The organism is Paenibacillus sp. LHD-38 (assembly GCF_031157315.1).
In the GTDB taxonomy this organism is placed as follows: domain Bacteria; phylum Bacillota; class Bacilli; order Paenibacillales; family Paenibacillaceae; genus Pristimantibacillus.
In genome coordinates, this window is sequence record NZ_JAVIFU010000008.1 from 217,068 (window position 1) to 236,824 (window position 19,757).

The window sequence follows — 19,757 nt, forward strand, 5'->3', positions numbered from 1 at the left end:
GCAGTTCTGGAATGCTTAGAAATTAACCCCTGATTCCGTTGAAGCCCAAGACTTTCTCCAAGAGCGCGAAACTGCGAAGAAAACAAGCGTCATAACTAATACGATCGATCCGATAACAAGGAAGCCGGTAACGTGAGTGCCTGTCGATTCTTTTAATGGACCAAGAATATATTTAGGAAGCAAAAATCCTCCTAAACCGCCTGCAGCTCCGACGATCCCGGTAACAACTCCGATTTCCTTGGAGAAACGCTGCGGAACAATCTGGAACACCGATCCGTTCCCCATACCCAAGCAAGCCATCATAACACTTGTATAAAGAAGCATAAGAAGGAATGAACCAGGCATTGTTGCAATCGCAAACGCGCATATTGTAACTATGCTAAACAATATGGTCAAGAAACGCATTCCGCCAACTTTGTCCGCAATCCAACCGCCAACGGGTCTAAAGAAGCTTCCCGCTATGACTGTAAGGGTAACCAAGTAACCTACTTGTATTTTGGTTAAGCCGCCTGGGTTTACGCCATCGCCATACACATCATAGAAGAAAATGCTGAAGTAGCTGGCAAACCCGACAAAACCGCCGAATGTTACCGAGTAGAATAGGGAGAACCACCATGTATCCGCATATTTAAATACACTGAGGTAATCCTTTAAAGTTTTAGGCGCAGGAGCATTCGGAGCATCCTTGGCTAAAATTGCATAAATAATCATGATTGCGATCAAAGGTATAAGTGCCAATCCAAAAACACTGTGCCATCCGTAGGCTGTCGCTATCTGAGGTCCAAAAAATGTAGCTAGCGCAGTACCGCTGTTGCCTGCTCCGGCAATTCCCATCGCCAGACCTTGATACTGTGGAGGATACCAGCGGCTTGCCAATGAAAGCGATACAGCAAAGCTTGCACCCGCGATACCGAGCAAGAACCCAATCGACTGAACTTGAACCAGGCTTGTTCCGCCGAGCCAACCCCAGAGAAGAGGAATAGTGGTAAGCCCCATCCCGATAAGGCCTGCTTTTTTAGCGCCAATACGGTCCGCCAATATCCCCATCGGTATACGGAAAATGGAACCTCCCAAAATCGGGATGGCTACCATGGTTGCCTTCTGAGTATCCGACAAACCAAAATCTTTGGTAATGAAGAGTGCTAAAGCCCCGCAAAATACCCATATCATAAAGCTTACATCAAAATAGAGAAAAGATGACAACAAACTTGGAAAGTGGCCAGACTTACGAAAACTTTGTGCTTCCATTTTTCATTCCCCCTATAATTAATAAACCTTGATGTTCTTTCCGGCTAAATCATAGCTTTGGCCGGGATCATTCACGTTCATTCGATACTGGTGCTGTCATCAATTCTTTTAACAACCTCTCTCTTTAATTTCCGGTATTCCCTCCACTTCTCGGCAATCATTAGGCAAAAAGAGGCCGACTGACAGAACCGCACATATGCGAATTCTGTTAATCGGCCTCATTGCCATTGCAGCCACACCGTCGTGACTGACTTTATTAATATTCGCTGTAAAATACAAAGCCTACCCGTCTACAATATTGTATGGATAGACTGCAACGCCGGAACTGACACGTCATTGTGCCGTTAAGCTAAATCTTATATTGCTACTATAAATCGCTTTTCTGTTCATGTCAATAAACTTAACATCAAAATTTTGATGAATCATTATATCATCAAATTTTGACCCTTTTGTCTTAATATTAGCATTTTAATGTTAAGTTATATAACATTAGTTCTAGGTGATGAACGGCTTCACTCTGAAACGCATCATTACTAATGATTTGCCGGATGATGAAGATTCCATGCACTATGCTGCTTTACTGGAATGGAATAACATTGACTATAAGCCGAACATTATCAAAACCCTGTGAATTCTGTCTTGATTCAAGCGTACATGCACTTCTAGGCTATTACCCACATACAATAAAGAACAGACTTCAGTTTGCTTAGATAAAGCTTCAATTGAGGTTTCATCTAAGCAAATACAACGTGGGGGTGTACGGTAAATGCCTGGACTGTTCTCAGCGATTGCGCTTTTTATTAAACAGCTTTCACTTCTTGTCTCTTATGTCAAAAATAATGCTTTTCCTCAACCGCTTCAAGAAGAGGAAGAAACCAAGCATCTTCAACTGATGGCCGAAGGCAATCAGCGTTCCCGTAACCTGCTCATTGAGCATAATCTCCGCTTAGTCGCTCACATAGTGAAAAAATTCGACAATACAGGTGAGGATCTCGAAGATTTGATCTCGATCGGTACGATCGGATTGATCAAAGCGATCGAGAGCTTTCAGACCGGGAAAGGTACGAAGCTCGCGACGTTCGCGGCTCGTTGTATCGAGAATGAAATACTTATGCATCTGCGGTCTTTGAAGAAGACGCGCAAGGACGTTTCTTTGCATGATCCGATTGGCACGGACAAGGAAGGCAATGAAATTACGTTGATCGATATCCTCGGTACTGAGGCTGATGATATCGTGGATAAGGTGCAGTTGAAAATTGAGAAATCGAAGATATATAAGAATTTAGATATACTCGATGACCGCGAGAAGGAAGTTGTTATTGGCCGCTTTGGTTTAGAGCATGGTGGGGATGAGCGGACGCAGCGGGAGATTGCGAAGGAATTAGGGATCTCGCGGAGTTATGTGAGCCGGATTGAGAAGCGGGCACTCATGAAGCTGTATCATGAGTTTTATAAGGCGAAGCGTTGACAATGTGTAATGGAAATGGACCTCATCGCTGGCAGCGATGAGGTCAGGGGTTCGATCCCCCTAGGCCCCACCAAACTTGAAATGACGAAAACCCTTGCGTAGCAGGGTTTTTTTGCTGTCAAATGTTCCTTACTTTATTGTGCGATCTCAATCACTTTGGGGAAGACAATGGGAAATGGCTCGTCCAAGAAAAACAGGTTGGTACAAGCCGTGGAAAACAACGGTTATCGAATCGGAAACGGATTCTTGTCAACGCCGTTCGATTAGACTAGTCGGGGGGAGCGATGCTCCCTCTTTATTAAGTTATAGCGATAACTTTTGGAGATGATTTTTTGCTGGAGCAGGAAATGATAAGCATTCAGAGTTGTTGCGGATTAACCCTTTTGCAATTCAGAAAAAGCATGGAAGCCAGATGAAGCGAAAATTGCGAAGTCGTCATGTTATTCGGATACCAATTGGTTTGCCTATACTTTATTCCGGTGTCGAATTGGGACAAACTCTATCCACCGCTGTCATACTTCAACCAATTAAATCCGAATGCAATTAGAGAAAACGCAGACAGGACAAGGCTTCTGAGGATTTAATCGGACTGAAGCGGCTACCATAGGAGGTCGCCCGCGCGCAGGAAGTGAAAGGGCAGATTCTTCGATTAGCCTTAACGGCAGCAATCACATGAAATCACGTTGCTGACACTCACGCTTGGTGATGTTGTACGTCGTATAAGATATGAACACAGGTGTCAGATGTTGCTTTATGTTTAGGAGCACGCCATTCAAAAAGGAACCACTGCTCGACATTTTGCGAGATTTAAGACTCCTCGCATAAGGCTATTTCCATCTCCAAGATACTAGTAATGGTTGTACATCTCTTACTGTAGAAATAATTCGTAAAAGGAATATTTACCGGTTCAGTAAATGAATAAAGACCCTGAGAAAGTACTACAATCTAAAAGATTTTTTATATCGTAAGAAGTTGACTACAAACTATACTCGGAATGTAAGCGGTTAACAGCGGTTATTTGAAAACGCTTTATTCTTGATTGACCGGGTTCAAAGGTATGCAGTGCTATTTCAAATTAGGAGGATTGTTAATGTTAAAAAAAATGCTGCCATGCTTGCTTTCAGTATTGATATTATTTTCAATTGTTTTTACGAGTCCGGTTTCGACTGTATATGCGCAAGTAGATGAATTAGGAGGTGCAAACTTAGGCTTTGAATCTAATCTTGATGGATGGCAGGTAAATGGGAATGTCACGATTCAAGCTGATAGCGGAAAGAGCGGGAACTATGTACTAATGAGAGCTGGTTCTTCTTTAAGCAAGACAATCACGGGGATTCCCCAGGGCAGCTATACCGTAAGTATGTGGGTAAAAGGTGCTACAAGCAGTAACACCGCCAATTTAGCAATTAATGATACAGGTGGCCCTGACTCGGTGCTAAAAATTGATACATTACTTGACTCAAGTACCTGGCGCGAAATATCTCACAGAAATGTGCTGATCTACAACGGGCAAATGACCGTAAATGTAAATGCGGGAACCTCAAGTGGCCTACAGGTTGACGAAGTTGTAATAACCCTTGACTCCAACGATAACAATCCGGTTTATAACTGGGATTTTGAAGAAGGTCTTCAGCAGTGGGGGACGAAAGGCGAAGTTACGATAGACACAAGCAATGCCGACACAGGCGTGAACGCAGTCAAGCTGGCGGATCAGTCTGAAGTCAGTCAAATCGTATCGGTTAAGCCGGATACGGATTATGTGGCGACTGTTCGGATGAAAGTGGATGAGGAAGACGCGTTCAAATCAACCAAACAGTACAATTTAAGCGAAACATCCGTGTTTGGCGTTCTTGTAGAAAGGGAATCGTTAGGCAACCGTGTTAATCTTGGCGTCAGAGGAACGGATGGCGTAGTTCTGCGTCAGGCTCCTGCCAGTACCGAGGGGTACGCACTGGTCACAATCGCGTTTCATACTGGCGCGAATCAGACAGAGGCTGAGTTATATGCGAACACGATATTTGATCAAAACTATATCGATTCTGTAACCGTGTATGAAAATAAACTGGATAACAACCCCTATCCAAACGGATGGCAAAGACCTAACTATGAAGAAACGGACAATACTCATCCAGCAGATGATTGGAATTCAAATGGCAACCAATTTGCTTACGTTGACAATGTTAACGTATTTGAAATATCCAATGATTACATCAAAGGCGCGGACATGTCCTATCTTCAAATTATTGAGGATGCTGGAGGGAAGTACTTTGCCAATGGCGTGCAGCAGGATGCATTGCGAATACTGTCAAACCATGGTGTTAATTCGATACTGACTACGATATGGGTCAAGGCAGGAAATCCGGTTTATGACTGGAATACGTTAACGCCACTATCCAGTCAAACCTTAGGTTATAATGGAGAAGCTGTTACCGGCCGGCAAGTCGTAACCGGATACTTCGGTAAGAAACATAGTGTTGCATTTGGCAAACGCGCTACCGAATTACATATGACCTATACGCCTAGTTTCCACTATAGCGATACATGGATTAGTGCCGCCAAGGCGCATATGCCGTATGAATGGATTGAAAAAGATTACGATGGTAAGCTGTCAAACCCCGATATTCAGATGCTTGAAACGGCAGTTTATAACTATGTACACGATACTCTTACCGAAATGAAGACTGAAGGGGTTCATATTATTTCTGTGAAGCATGGAAATGAGCAAGATGGCGGCTTATTATTTCCTGTAGCGTCAGGTTCACAATATAATCAACACGCTGCCATAGTAACCGCTTCTACACGTGCGGCAAAAGAAATCTATCCTGGTGCAATCAACACCATACACACAAATACGGGTTACAATGCTGCGCAAATCTCAAGTTTTTTCCAGGCGAATGCCACTCGCGGAGCTGAATTTGACGGAATGGCATTTTCACTCTATGGGGGACGTGAAACGACTGGCCAATTTGTTATGATGAACGCTGCGATGCAAAATAATGCGACAAAATATTATGACTATATTAATGTGGAAACAGGATTTACATTTACGCGGGAATCCCCTATTAGTGACACCGAGAGCACTATGGCATTGACACAATATTACAATGCTACTCCAAATGGACAATACAATTTTTTGCTGGATTATATACAGGCTCCGCTTGATATACCAAATCCATATGGCACAACAAGAGGGTTTTACTATTGGAATGCGGAGCCGATATCCATTTATGGAGCTGGCCACAAAGCTGGAGAAACTGCTGGAGGCAGCAAACGCATATTGTTTAACAATGGAACAGAAAGCATAAAGGAGATGGGCAGCTCTTACAACGGCAAAGCCGGCGATATGATGGATAGTATGTTTGCTTTCCTGCATAGGGGACATACCAAAAAAGCGTCGGATACCGTATATAATCCGTTACGGTTTAACGGAACAAATTATGATATAGGGGGACCGACCGACCTATCCTTTCAGAACGACAATTTGTCGCTGCAAGCTGGTGAGGTCGGTCGCTTGCAGCCAACTATCGCGCCGGTGGATAAATTGCTTAATGATTATAAGATTCATTACACTTCAGATAATCCCGATGTGGCTGAAGTATCTGATTATGGTTTTGTTGCAGGCAGATCGGCAGGAACAGCCTTAATAACAGCAACAATAGGAAGCATCTCGAAGTCAGTGACTGTAACCGTTCATGAATCAGACAAGGCGACCGGAATTAGTATAACTTACGAAGTAATAAGAGGCAGAAGCAGTGTGGATACAGGAACTATATCACCAGGAAGTACAATAAATGCAAAACCATTCGATAAGATAAAATTTAAAACCGTACTTTCCGGTAATCCGTCGAACAAGGCAGTTGAATATAAGGTATCGGAACCTGAAATTGCAAGATGGTATGGAGACACCTGGGAAACCGATGACAGGATCATGCGCACGCTTGCTGATAAGCTCTCTACCTCAAATTATGAACCTATTGTACAGCTTAATCCAGCTAGAGCCGGAACTGTAAGTATCACTGCTGCAGCAGATGACGGAACAGCTGCTGTGAACTTCAATGTGGCTGTAACTCAAACAGATGTTACAGATATATCCATTAATCAAGGAGATCGTTCTATTCGTGCAGGCAAGAGCTTGCAGCTGACTGCCTCAATAACACCCAATGACGCATCATTTTACAAGGTATATTGGAGCAGTGATGACGAAAATATCGCTAAAGTGGATTCGAAAGGCTGGGTGACTGCCATTAATCCTGGCGAAGCAACCATTAAAATTGTTTCTGATTCAAACCCTGCAATAACGGACACTATTGCGCTTACTGTAACTGACGTATTAGTTGAACAACTGCTGCTTTCGAACAGCAAAATAGGGCTTCTTGCGGGAGACAGCAAAACACTTGTTCATATGTCATTGCCAGATAACGCTGTGAACAAAGAGGTTGTATGGAGTGTGAAGCCAGGGGATGAAGGCATTATTTCCGTAGATCAAAATGGTACAGTGACGGGGCTGCAGGCTGGCACAGGTACGGTTATGGTTACTTCGACTGACGGAAGCCATGTGACCGCAGAGTGTGTCGTAACTGTAGTCAATCAATCCATTACTGCAACTGGTATGGAGCTGTCCGCAAATGAATTATGGATAAAATCCAATTATTTCTCGCCAGATTCAAGTGCAAAGGGAGACAGGCAGCCTATAAATAAGCTGGAAGCCAGATTTGCACCTGAGGAAGCCACTAATACAGATGTATTCTGGTCTTCCAACAATGAAGCGATCGCATCCGTGGATGCAAATGGATTTGTTACAACACATAAGCCAGGCGTGGCAGTGATTACAGCCGAATCTTTAGATGGTGGCTTTACTGAAAGCGCTACCGTATATGTACCCCATATCAGTGAAGATTGGGAAAACTACGAAGTAGGCTCCAAAGGTGGATTTACAGATAGCAACACGTTTACTTATGAAGTTGTCGATGCAGCCGGCGATCAAAAAATGCAAGCTGCTGTAAAAAGCCAGCGAGGAGGGGAGAATCCTCCTACGCTTAATCGTAGAGCGTTTACTCCGGTAAGCGGCGATCAGATTGTTGTCGATTTTGACTGGAATGTTGGTTCTTTCACACCAGATAACCGTTCAAGAGGCGCAAATGTTTCCATTGAGGATGCAAACGGGAATACTTATCTGGCATTAGCCGCATTCCCTGCAGTATCCGGCACCGATTATGAAATGACTTATTACATGTATAATGGCTCAACGGCAATGCCAACAAAAAAAGGCGACGTCAATGGAAATTATAATTATATCCACGGCGGCGGCGGAGCTGGCGGAACTTATTCGGATACTGCAAATGTAGGTAAGGGCCTAAAGGGAGCAAAGAAAGATTACAACGTGAGGGCGGTTTTGAATTTCAAAACCAGAACGATCAGCTTTACAGTGACAGATAAACATAACCCTAGCATCACATCAACCGTATCGGGGTTAGCAATGGATTCCAGGGTTAATTATTCGAACAGCTTCGGAGCGGTAGCATTCTCACATTATTTTAACTCTCTGGCATCATGGACGACGACGATTGATAATTTGGCCGTGTACACGACATCCATTCAGCCAGAAAAAATTGAATTTGATGTGAAAGCTATTAATATGAATGAGAGTGAAGGGATAAAACTGGTACCAGTCGAAAATGCTCTAAGTGCAACTGCGAAGATTAATGCTCGTGTGCTTCCATCAGCTGCCGATCAGAATATGGTGTTTACGCCGCTGGGAGAATTAGCGGATGTTCTGTCAATTGAACCAAATGGTACGATAACCGTAAACCCAACTTCATTAGTCAACTATGGTGATTATGAAGCAATTCAAAGTGCAGCTGGCTTCATTCGCGTATCATCCGTCAGTGCGCCTGAAGTATACAAGGATGTTAAACTTACAATAGGAGGACCGAATGCATCTGAAGTTGTTCAGGTATATGCGGACGGCGAGGAGTATTTCGGACCAGTGATGCTGGCACTAGATGCAACTCCTAGATTAACCTTTACTGCTACTGGTGGGGATGGCACTTCAGATATATATTCATACAATTGGCAGGTTACTTCTGGCAATGCTCAAATTGATGCCAACGGTGAACTTTCCGCAGAGACAGTTGGAAATGTCACGGTTACATTTACGGTTGATTTTTTCCGGAAACAAGAAGTGCGTACATTGGAATTCAGCTTTATAGAGCTACCGGTGCCGGTGACGGGAGTAAGAGTATCGCCGACTGAACTGATACTGAAAGTGGGAGGCAATTCGCAACTGGCGGCGACGGTAGCCCCAGCGAACGCGACGAACCAAGCCCTAATCTGGAGCTCAAGCCATTCGGACGTAGCAGAGGTAAGCGCGAGCGGCCTTGTAACAGCGAAGCATGTGGGAACGGTGACAATTACAGTAACAACGAAAGACGGTTCGTTCACGGCAACAACGGAAGTAACGGTGGATGCCTTACAACCTAGCGTTGTGCCGGTGACGGGAGTAAGCGTATCGCCGACTGAACTGACACTGAAAGTGGGAGGCACTTCGCAATTGGGGGCAACGGTAGCCCCGGCGAACGCGACGGACCAAGCCCTAATCTGGAGCTCAAGCCATTCGGACGCAGCAGAGGTAAGCGCGAGCGGCCTTGTGATAGCGAAGCAAGCGGGTACTGCGACGATTACGGCGACGACGGAAGACGGATCATTTATTGCTACAACTCAAGTTACTGTACAAGCGGCACCAAGCGGCAATAATGGTTCTTCAACAGGCGATGGAGCTGCTCCGAAGTCAAACTTGGACATCATCGACGGGAAAGGAGTTTGGACAGCCGCTCTGGACGAAGACGGGAATGTCAAAGTTCAGTTGACTGAAGCCGATATGGACAGTATCGTCAAGCAAAGCCGAAATGGCGTATTGCATATCCATATTGTTTCGGAAACTTCGAACAATTCGATGGAATTAACGATGCCTGTGCAACGGCTGTTGGAGGGAGAGGAAACTTTTTCCACCATTGTTATTGAATATGGTCCTGTATGGATTGAAATCGCTGTAGATGAGGCGTCCAAAATATTGTCAGAAGGAAGCCGTCAACTGAATTTCACCATGCATAAGGTTGATGTGAAATCGCTGTCTGCCGACTCGGCAGCTATAATCGGCAAACATCCGGTGTACGACTTTAATCTGTTGGTTGATGGTCATGCACCGATATTCGCCAACAACGTTACGGTCAAGGTGACATATGCCCTTCAAGCGGGAGAAACGCCAAGCGGCATAGTTGTTTATTACGTAGACGATAGCGGGAAGCTGAATGTCGTAAAAAATAGTCACTATGATGCCGAAACGACAGAAATTGTGTTCCAGCCGCAGCATTTCAGCCGTTACGCAATCGCTTATGTACCAAGCTTGTTCGAAGATATGGAATCCGCAACATGGGCTAGAGAGATGATTGAATCTCTGGTTGCCAAAGAAATAATTGGCGGCGTATCCACTTATTCATTCCAGCCTGGCCGCTCGGTTACCCGTGCGGAATTCCTGAAGATGATTCTGAATGCGTTGGATCTGACATCAACTCGAGCAACAGCGGCGGCATTCGAGGATGTCACGACAGACCACTGGTATTATGATGTGGTATCGACCGGATACCAGCTCGGAATTGTATACGGAAAGTCGAATAAACAATTTAGAGCTAATGATGCCATTACACGGGAAGATATGGCGGTCATGCTATACCGAGCCATTCAGCTTGCGGGAACAAGCGGCTTCGATCAGGCGAATAATTCGTCGACGTTTTCAGATCAAAGCACCATTGCCAGATATGCGTTGCAAGCGGTAGAAAGCCTGCAAGCAATCGGCATTGTGAATGGGTTTGAAGATGGCGCTTTCGGGCCTGAGCAACTCACGTCCCGGGCACAGGCCGCAGTCGTTGTATATCGTTTATTGAGTCTTTAATTCCACATGCCTCACATCAGATGCTTCAAAGCGATGTGGGGCTTTTTATGTGATGATTCCAATAGATTGCCACCTTATCCGAATTTATTCTTTAAATAAGAGCATCGGCTAAAGGATTTATCATATTCTCGTTTCCAGGATCATTCTACAATGAAGGCAGGAGTGGAATGAACAAGGGAGGATACTCATGAATACAGGTATTAGCTTGCAGAGAAGCGCAATTGAGTCGGGAATAGATAAGGTTTGGGGAAAGTTGTCCCGGGAACCAAAAGATATGGGTGATAACGTTCATTATTGGGAGTGGACGCAAGGTGTGGGGATGTACGGCGTCATTAAAGCTTATGAAGGGACGAAGCAGGAAAGGTACGAGGCTTTTCTAAGGCAATGGGCTGAGATTAATGCCGGTAAAATTCGCTATGGTTCGGTGAACTGGGTCATCCCTGCCAACGTGCTCCATGTAGTCCATCTGCTTACGGGAGATACGGCATATCTTCAAAACTGCCGGGACGTTGCGGACTGGTGCGTAAACGGGGCGCTAAGGACTACGAATGGCGGATTTGCTCATGTATGGGGCCCTGGAGCTGGCGGCCTAGATGACTATAAAAATCAACTTTGGATCGATACGCTGTTTATGACGGGTATCTTTATGCTTCGTTACGGTGTCAGCGAGCAGGACGGCGAATGCATCAATGAGGCTTTAAGGCAGTTCGATATTCATATCGATTGTCAATTCGATACGTCCTGCGATTTGTTCTATCATGGTTACCACTGCTTGGAGAAGACAACTCTTGGCGAGCATTGGGGACGCGGAAATGGCTGGGCTGTCGTCAGTATCGTCGAGCTGCTGGACATTCTTCACGGACAAGCTTACGATACGGAACGCTTCTCTCAGCTGTTCAAACGACATATGAAAAGCGCAATTCATCTGCGCATGGAGAACGGCATGCTTCGAACGCTGCTCGATTTCGAGGAGTCGTACCTGGAAACAAGTGCCTCGGCTTTGTTCGCTTATGCCGCGATGAAAGGCCATAGACTCGGGTTGCTAGAGGAGTCCTACCGCATATGGGGAGAGCAGGTCACGAACGAGATATTGACCAATCATCTGGACGAGGATGGTACGGTGCTTCATGCTTCCGGAGGTACGGACTGCCAGGAGCGGGAGGGTTATTTGAAAGTGCCGTATCAGTCTAGACAATATAATGCCGGCATTGTACTAATGCTCCTTTCCGAAGCATTGCTTGGACGGGAGGGAGAACGATGACCAAGTTGGATTTGCGATGGCTGGCGCCAAGAAAGGCACCTCAAGCGTCAGTTAACTTCGGCACTCCTTGGGGAAAGGGAGATCTGATGCCCGGAGAGGAAGTGGCCCTGCAGGACGATAACGGGAACCAGGTACCCATGCAAACCAAAATAAATGCGTATTGGCCGGATGGCTCGGTCAAGTGGCTTCTGCATAGCGGCGTTTTGGATACGCGCAAGTCTTATAGCATTGGCAAAGGCAGCGGAGTAAAGACAGAATCACCAATAGCCGTAAATCAGAATGAGGATGGATCTATTACGATAGAAAGCCATCTTCTCTCGCTCATGGTCATGAAGGGAGAAACCTTTATCCCCTCTCTGATCCGCAAAAGGACCGCGCAAAAACCAATGTCCGCACAACTATACGCTTTTATCGAGAATAGGGAAGAGCTTGACGGGGTTGAAACGGTTAAGACCCATAAGATGATCGGCATGGCGGAGAAAATAACTCTGGAGGAAAACGGTCCAATTCGAGCTGTCGTCAAGATTGAGGGCAGCCACAAGCATACGAATCGTTTGAGAACCATGTTTCCGTTCGTCATCCGATTATACGTATACGCGGACAGCGACGAAATCCGTATCGTCCACAGCTTCGTATTCGACGCGGACGAGAACGTCGATTTCTTGAAAGGATTGGCTGTACAGTTTCGTATGCAAGCAAGTGGGGAACTATGGAACCGGCATGTCGGTTTCGCCGGCGACACGGGCATGTTCTATGAATCGGTACAGCCGATGTACACCTATCGAGGCATTCATCCCTTATATGAAAAACAACAGATCGAAGCTCAATTCGTCACCATTGATCCCAAATCGGATGCCGCTTTGATCGAACAGGTCCGGGACAATGCCTCATGGAGCAATTTCAGGCTGCAGCAGCATGCCTGTGACCATTATGCGATCACGAAAAGCACGAGACATGGATGTGCGTTCATACCGGCCGCACAAGGCAATCGATCCATGGGGGCGGCGTTCTTTGGTGATGAAAGCGCGATTATTGCAGCTGCCGTAAAGGATTTCTGGCAGAAATGCCCGATGGCGCTTGAAATTTCGAATGCTGCGGAAGACACGCCCGTCATGACGGTATGGCTCTGGAGTAAATATGCAGAGGCATACGACTTCCGGGCGTATGACACGGTTCAGCATGAGTTCTCATACGGAGACATTAATAATCACCCGGAGGGCATCGCCAATACGAATGAGATCTTAATCAAGTTGTTTGATCGAATGCCTGGCAAACGACTCATTCTTGATTTCGCCGAAGACGTTCAGACGGATTCGCTTCTGATAGCCGATTTAGCTGCTTATGAGGAGACGACCGTCTTCGGAACCTACTGGTGCCAGCCGAAGGACGAGAAGTACCAGAATGCTGCGCATGAACGAGCCTTGCTTGAATTCCTCGATTATTACATGAAGGAAACGGAGCAGCGAAAGTGGTACGGTTTCTGGGATTACGGCGACGTCATGCATACCTACGATCCGATTCGCCACAGTTGGAGGTATGATGTCGGCGGCTTTGCTTGGCAAAATACGGAGCTCTGCAACACTTACGTCAATTGGTTAGCCTTTCTCCGAACCGGAGACTACAGCATATACCGCTTCGCCCGCGCGATGACACGGCATACGAGCGAGGTCGACATCTATCACTCGGGCGTTTATGCGGGACTCGGCAGCCGTCATAACGTTCGCCATTGGGGCTGCAGATGGAAAGAAGTCCGCATTTCCATGGCCGGCCATCATCGGTTCTTCTATTATTTGACCGGCGATGATCGGATCGGGGATATTATGGATTCCGTGAAGGATGCCGACTTTGTCGCGCGTGAGGACCAAAAGCCGGAAGACGGCGTAATGAAGAATGCACGTACGGGACCGGATTGGTCCTCTTTCGTCTCCAATTGGATGACGCGTTGGGAACGTTACCAGGATACCCGCTATCGCGACAAAATATTGGCAGGCATAAGCAGCATCAAGATGGCGCCGAATCGGCTCTCATCCGGTTCTACCTTCCGGTATGATCCGTCTACGGGCTACATGCATTATATCGGTGAGGGAAACTACCAATACCATATGGTGATCTGCTTTGGCGCACCCGAAACATGGTTTGAACTGGCGGAACTGATCGAGGACGAGGAATTCAAAGAAATGCTGGCGCAGTTTGGAGACTATTATGCGATGTCCCCCGACGAGCGCAAGGAAAAATCGCAAGGATTGTTCAACGAAAGCAACGACAAAGCTTGGGAAGGCATTCGGTTCGCGATTCGGATGGTCGCTTATGCCGGTTATCGGTTCAAAAAACCTGAACGCATGCGTCAGGCGATCGCCATGCTCGAAGCGCAGGCGGATCTCAGTTCCAATACGCCTGGCCGCTTCGATGAACAAGGTCATCTCATATATAATGACATCCCGGTAACGGAATCAGTCCGTCCTATTAGCGAAGTGGAGTTTGCGAATACGAATGGCATCTCGCAGTGGAGCTTAAACTATATCGAGACGGCGAAATTGCGGGAGCTAATGGATTTTAGCGAGTAGCTTCCCGAAAAGATTCCATTAGACCCGCAAACAGGCGATTCCTTATGAAAAAGGGTATTAAAGTAAAGGATGATGAAGATGGAACCTTATTTAGACACGGACTTATCACCTCAAAACCTGTTGTCGCCACCAGCTTCTCAAACAGATACAAGCATCGCCATTCTATGGGATAAATCGAACAATCCGATAGAGGTTGCTTGTTACCGCATCTATGTGAATGGAAGCATTCACGGAATCTGCAGGTGTACGGATTATACGATAACAGGTCTGAAACCCTCGCATGAGTATGAAGTGCATGTATGCACTGTATCCAAGAGTGGCGTAGTTTCACTACCAAGCGCTACGATAAAAGCTTCAACAAAGCCGAAGGCCGAGATATTCGATATTACTGCGTACGGGGCTGTAGCGGTCAACGAGACTCTTAATACGGCAGCAATCCAGGCAGCCATTGACGCGTGTACGTTCGGCGGCAAGGTGTACGTTCCCGAGGGTACTTTCGTTACAGGCGCCATTTTCTTGAAGAGCCACATGACTCTTTATGTCGATAAAGGCGGTGTATTGCTTGGGAGCGACGATCCTTCCGATTATCCGTTAATGAAGTATAGATGGGAAGGAAGAGAACAGGTCTGCTATGCAAGTCTGGTGAACACAAAAGATTGCGATGAAGGAAGACTTGAAGGAATTACAATAGAAGGAGAAGGGAAAATCGATGCCAACGGCACTTTGCTATTCAAGCATGAGATGGCCGAAAAGAATGGCTTTCGAGGAAGAGCGGTATGTCTGCGAAGTGTGGATTATATCTATCTGAAGGATATTACGGTCAGGCAGTCTCCCTCTTGGTGCGTGCATCTGATCTACAGCAATAATATTAGCGTTAATAATGTAAAAATATATACGAAAAGCGATGAGCACGGCAGGAGATACAAAGATGTATTTAATGGAGACGGATTAAATCCGGATTCTTCAAGCAACGTCTATATTTTCAACTCCATGATCGCCAGCCAAGACGACTGCATTGCCATCAAATCAGGAAGAGACGAAGAAGGAAGAAAGGTAGGAATTCCTTCTCAAAATATCAGAATTACAAACTGTGCCTTCAAAAGCGGCTTCGGTGTTGCGATCGGAAGCGAGATGTCCGGTGACGTCCGAAATGTGCGTGTAAGTGACTGCACATTTGAAGACGTATATAGCATAGCCACCGTGAAAGCGCCGAGAGGAAGAGGAGCGGTGATTGAGAATATCCGATTTGAAGATTGCAGACTCACCAATTACAGCCTTGAACATGAAGATTGCGAGTGGTTTAGAGGGGCCATTAATATTGATCAATTCTACAGTCACTTACTATTTGATGTGGATAAGGCAGAGGAAATCAATGATGGGACCTCAATCATTATGAATATTGAGCTGAAGAATTTAGTGATGGACACTCATGCCGGTAATGTCATATATTTAGCAGGCTTACCGGAAAGTCCGCTGCAGCATATTCGCTTGGAAAATATTCAGGCTATCGGGAAGTATGGGCATAAAGCATTCAACATTAAAGGTCTTGTCATGAAGAATGTGTTTGTCCAGTCACGAGAGGATGAGAACGTCAAGTTTCATCAGGTTGAGCATACCGACAATTGATAAGCGCAATAATATGGCCGTGAAGGATTAATTGATTCCTTTACGGCCGTGTTTATGCCTCCACAGGAAAAGAAGCTTTAGAAATGAATATGTTCCAAACAATTTATCCTATCTCCACACGGACTTTTCCATTATAATATTCCGAATAAAGGTTTCCCCTGGAGGAACTATGAAACATAGAACCGTATTTCGACGCATTATGTTGTTGATCATTTGTTTGTTCGTTCCCATATTGGGTGTCTACACATACTCCAATTATCAGATGCAGGCCAATCTGACCGATCGGATTGAGGCGCAGAACATGAGTCATGCCGAGTTCTTCGTTAGCCAGGTCGAAGCGCGCCTTGAAAGGCTAAAGCAAAATGCGGCATTCCTGACACAAGACAAGGATGTGCGGCAGCTCATTCACTATGATCTTTTAAGCGAATGGGAACGTCTTCAACTGAAAAACGAGTTGTTGGAGAAGTTGATGTATCTGAATAACAATAATGATTGGAATGATTGGCTGGCGGTTCTTTCGCCACGGAATCAAATGCGTATTTATACCAATTTCTCAGACACAAATGTAGATATTTATTCGGGAACGCTTAAAGCAATTCCAGGCTGGCAAGTCGAAGAGACATTAGTTGGCCCGATGAATAAAGAATTTTTCATTTGGAATATAACATATCCGTACTCTTCCCAAAATGAAGATTATTCACCACTATTGGTCGTACAGGTAGGAATATCCGTTGATACGTTAACGGATATGCTGAAGCAATTCAAGAACGAGCGGCAAGGCGAGATATTCCTATACACGCCGGGGCAGCCTGTCATTATGGATGGCCAATTGCCGGAGGAGACATTAGAGCTGTGGGAGAATTATTACGCGTCTCATTCATTTGCCGAGACGGGAAGCTCGACTATGGAGATCAACAATATCGCATATCTCGTAAATTTTGTGCACTCCGAGGTGTTAGGTTGGAATTTAGTCACCATGTCACCACAGCAGGAAATATACGCACCGATTAAGCGAGGCCAGGTTATTTTCTATGTTCTGTTAATCTTACTACTAATTTTCGCTATTGGCGCTGGCTATCTCATTTTCCGTCATGTACAATTCCCCATGATGCAGATGTTAAGTGGGGTAAGGAGATTCGAAAAGGGAGAATACTCGGTGCGCTTGGAGATCGGCAAAGCGCATGATTTTGTTTATTTATTCAAATCCTTCAACCGCATGGCAGGCACTATTCAGGAATTAATAGAGAAGGTGTATCTAGAGCAGATTCGCTCGCGCGAAGCGAAGCTAAAGCAACTACAGTCCCAGATTAATCCTCATTTTCTATACAATTCTCTCTATTTCGTGGAAAGCATGATTCATCTGGATCAACGTCAAGCGGCATCGGATATGGTCATGAATCTAGCTCAATACTTCCGTTATGCGACATATGTCGACAAACGAACGGCATCCTTGGAGGAAGAGCTCAACGTGGTGGAGAGCTATCTTCGCATTCATAAGCTGCGTAACAAACGGTTCGATTATCATATTGAGGTGCATGAAGGGCTGTTGAATCTTCAAGTGCCAAGATTGATTCTGCAGCCGATCGTGGAAAATGCGATTATATATGGGCTAGAAGGCAAGGAAGGCAAGGGCACGGTTCGCATTGGCAGCAGTGTCGGAGGCGAGGGCTGGCAGCTCTTTGTCGATGATGATGGTTTCGGAATCCAGGAAGACAAGCGAAAGCAGCTCGATGTGGAGTGGGCAACTTCCTTGGTTCACAGCTCGGAGAGCTGCGGTATGAATAACGTGAATCAGCGTCTGAAGCTGCTATACGGTGAAGGAGCAGGGCTCGAAATTTCGACATCTCCGGATGGGGGCTGCCGCATTATTTTGAAACTGGGAACGATTATTCCGGAAGGAGGTTGAGAAACGTGAACGTGTTGCTGGTAGACGATGAATCCTATGTAATCGACTATTTACTTGCCGCCGTTGAATGGGAGGAAGCGGGAATAGATGAGGTCTTCTATGCTTACTCAGGCCCAGAAGCCCTGCGTATTCTCGATGATCAAAAGGTGGATATCGTGTTGACCGACGTTAAAATGCCGGGCATGTCCGGTCTCGAACTAATTCGGAAGCTGGAAGCTCGAAAAGTCAAGAGTATCGTCTTATCCGGTCATGCCGATTTCGAATATGCACAACAGGCCATGCAACATCATGCTGTCAATTATTTGCTTAAACCAGCTCGCGCGGATGAGGTGCTTAAAGTGATCGTGCAAGTTGCGGAGATGATTCGTGCTGAATGGGAGGAAATCTCCTCTGTTCAGAACGCGATGCGATCTCTTCGTGAGCATGAGCCTCTACTTCGTCAGAATTTTATCCGCGGCCTGCTGCGCGGACAAGTTCCGGATTCCGGGATGCTCCGAGCTAAGCAGGCACAGATCAAGCTGCCGCTAGAGCAAGATGATGATTGCCGTCTAATGGTGGTACGATTGGATGGTGAATTCGGAAAGTTCAGCAATTCTGCCGAGCTGCTTGATTTCGCCATAGACAATATTGCAGCCGAGCTGCTAGGTCAACAATTCGAATTTCTCTCCGGCAAGGATGAACTCGGAAACCGCGTCTATATTGTAAAGCCGAGAGGGGCTGATAGCCTTTCCGCGGAGAATGGGATTGCCGGTCTCGAACAGACAGCGGGTACTCTGCTCGATACTGTCCCGGAATATCTGGATGGGAGTATCTCCGTGTTGATCGGTGGCAGCGGTAAGTTTCCTCATGATATCCCAGACATGTATGAAGCGGCTCTTCAGAAATTGCGAACTCATGTCAAGACCAAGAATAGTTTGTTGGTAAGTTCTGAGGAAGCTATCGGAATCAAGAACCATAAACAGACGGTTTTGGAGCATCTCTATGCACCGCCCAGCCTGCAGCATCTGTTGGAAGCCGGTCATTGGGATCGTTGCGAAGACAAATTGCAGGTGATCATGCGAGATTTCGAGCAGCGTGAGCAGGTCACAGCAGGACATCTGATGGAGGCGTATCATTCCATTGCCAATGCATTCTTCTACATTATTCACAAGTCGAGTAAACGGCCTGAGGAGATATTGGGCGAAACGGTATACCGTTTGGATTTCTCGGAGATCGCTAGTTCACTTTCCGCGCTGCAGAGCTGGACGATTCGAACGTTTCACACGATCAGAGAATCGCTCGAAGTGGATGAGTGGGATGAGCGCGGCCAAATTGCGGAGAAGATCCATCAGTATGTGGAATCGCATCTTAGAGAGGATGTTTCGCTGCAGGCGCTCGCTGATCATGTCTATCTGCATCCGGCGTATCTATCCTCGATCTACAAGGATCTCACCGGAGAAGGGGTAAGCAGCTACATTTACCGGCGCAAGATGGAGCATGCCGCAGATTTGCTTAAGCGCACTTCCCACAAGATCGCATTCATTGCCGAAGAGGTCGGATATCAGAATACGTCTTATTTTATCCGTGTATTCAAGAAGTATTATGCTTGTACCCCTCAGAAATATAGAGAACAATAAAACATGACTTATGCAGTTCGTTCCATTTAAATGGGAAAGATATAGAGTTGGAAAATTGTTGTAATAATCGCTGATAAACGCTTGACTTTTATGAATCACCAGAATAATCACGAGGAATAC

The 19,757-nt window shown here is 45.9% G+C and carries 8 protein-coding genes; 7 read left to right on the forward strand and 1 reads right to left on the reverse strand.

What is annotated here, in order from left to right; translation table 11 throughout:
• Positions 1–15 precede the first annotated feature (15 nt).
• Entirely contained in the window at positions 16–1,248 is a 1,233-nt protein-coding gene (locus RCO25_RS09580; protein WP_308995920.1) for a nitrate/nitrite transporter, read from the reverse strand.
• 766 nt (positions 1,249–2,014) lie between these two features.
• On the opposite strand from RCO25_RS09580, the gene sigK reads away from it, so the two are divergent.
• The 7 genes from sigK to RCO25_RS09615 all read left to right on the forward strand — a co-directional run bounded on the left by sigK (position 2,015) and on the right by RCO25_RS09615 (position 19,637).
• The gene (sigK, locus tag RCO25_RS09585) at positions 2,015–2,716 is read left to right on the forward strand and encodes an RNA polymerase sporulation sigma factor SigK (protein ID WP_053374990.1); all 702 of its coding nucleotides are present in this window, start codon (positions 2,015–2,017) and stop codon (positions 2,714–2,716) included.
• Between the two features lie 1,090 nt (positions 2,717–3,806).
• Positions 3,807–10,664, forward strand: a complete 6,858-nt coding sequence (locus RCO25_RS09590) for an Ig-like domain-containing protein (protein WP_308995921.1) — start codon at positions 3,807–3,809, stop codon at positions 10,662–10,664.
• A 187-nt stretch (positions 10,665–10,851) separates the two neighbouring features.
• On the forward strand, positions 10,852–11,925 hold the full coding sequence (locus tag RCO25_RS09595) for a glycoside hydrolase family 88 protein (protein WP_308995922.1): 1,074 nt from the start codon (positions 10,852–10,854) through the stop codon (positions 11,923–11,925).
• Positions 11,922–14,489 (forward strand): exo-rhamnogalacturonan lyase family protein, encoded by a 2,568-nt coding sequence (locus RCO25_RS09600; protein WP_308995923.1) that lies wholly within the window; start codon positions 11,922–11,924, stop codon positions 14,487–14,489. Before RCO25_RS09595 ends, RCO25_RS09600 begins: the two co-directional genes overlap by 4 nt.
• A 78-nt stretch (positions 14,490–14,567) precedes the next feature.
• Complete coding sequence (locus RCO25_RS09605) at positions 14,568–16,115, forward strand: glycoside hydrolase family 28 protein (RefSeq protein ID WP_308995924.1); 1,548 nt, start codon at positions 14,568–14,570, stop codon at positions 16,113–16,115.
• Between the two features lie 169 nt (positions 16,116–16,284).
• Positions 16,285–18,021, forward strand: a complete 1,737-nt coding sequence (locus RCO25_RS09610) for a sensor histidine kinase (RefSeq protein WP_308995925.1) — start codon at positions 16,285–16,287, stop codon at positions 18,019–18,021.
• A 5-nt stretch (positions 18,022–18,026) separates the two neighbouring features.
• Positions 18,027–19,637 (forward strand): response regulator, encoded by a 1,611-nt coding sequence (locus tag RCO25_RS09615; RefSeq protein ID WP_308995926.1) that lies wholly within the window; start codon positions 18,027–18,029, stop codon positions 19,635–19,637.
• Positions 19,638–19,757: the final 120 nt, after the last annotated feature.

Bases quoted from the DNA above. Each gene is read 5' to 3' on its own strand.
- RCO25_RS09580 (WP_308995920.1), bottom strand. From the start codon at position 1,248: ATGGAAGCACAAAGTTTTCGTAAGTCTGGCCACTTTCCAAGTTTGTTG.
- sigK (WP_053374990.1), top strand. From the start codon at position 2,015: ATGCCTGGACTGTTCTCAGCGATTGCGCTTTTTATTAAACAGCTTTCA.
- RCO25_RS09590 (WP_308995921.1), top strand. From the start codon at position 3,807: ATGTTAAAAAAAATGCTGCCATGCTTGCTTTCAGTATTGATATTATTT.
- RCO25_RS09595 (WP_308995922.1), top strand. From the start codon at position 10,852: ATGAATACAGGTATTAGCTTGCAGAGAAGCGCAATTGAGTCGGGAATA.
- RCO25_RS09600 (WP_308995923.1), top strand. From the start codon at position 11,922: ATGACCAAGTTGGATTTGCGATGGCTGGCGCCAAGAAAGGCACCTCAA.
- RCO25_RS09605 (WP_308995924.1), top strand. From the start codon at position 14,568: ATGGAACCTTATTTAGACACGGACTTATCACCTCAAAACCTGTTGTCG.
- RCO25_RS09610 (WP_308995925.1), top strand. From the start codon at position 16,285: ATGAAACATAGAACCGTATTTCGACGCATTATGTTGTTGATCATTTGT.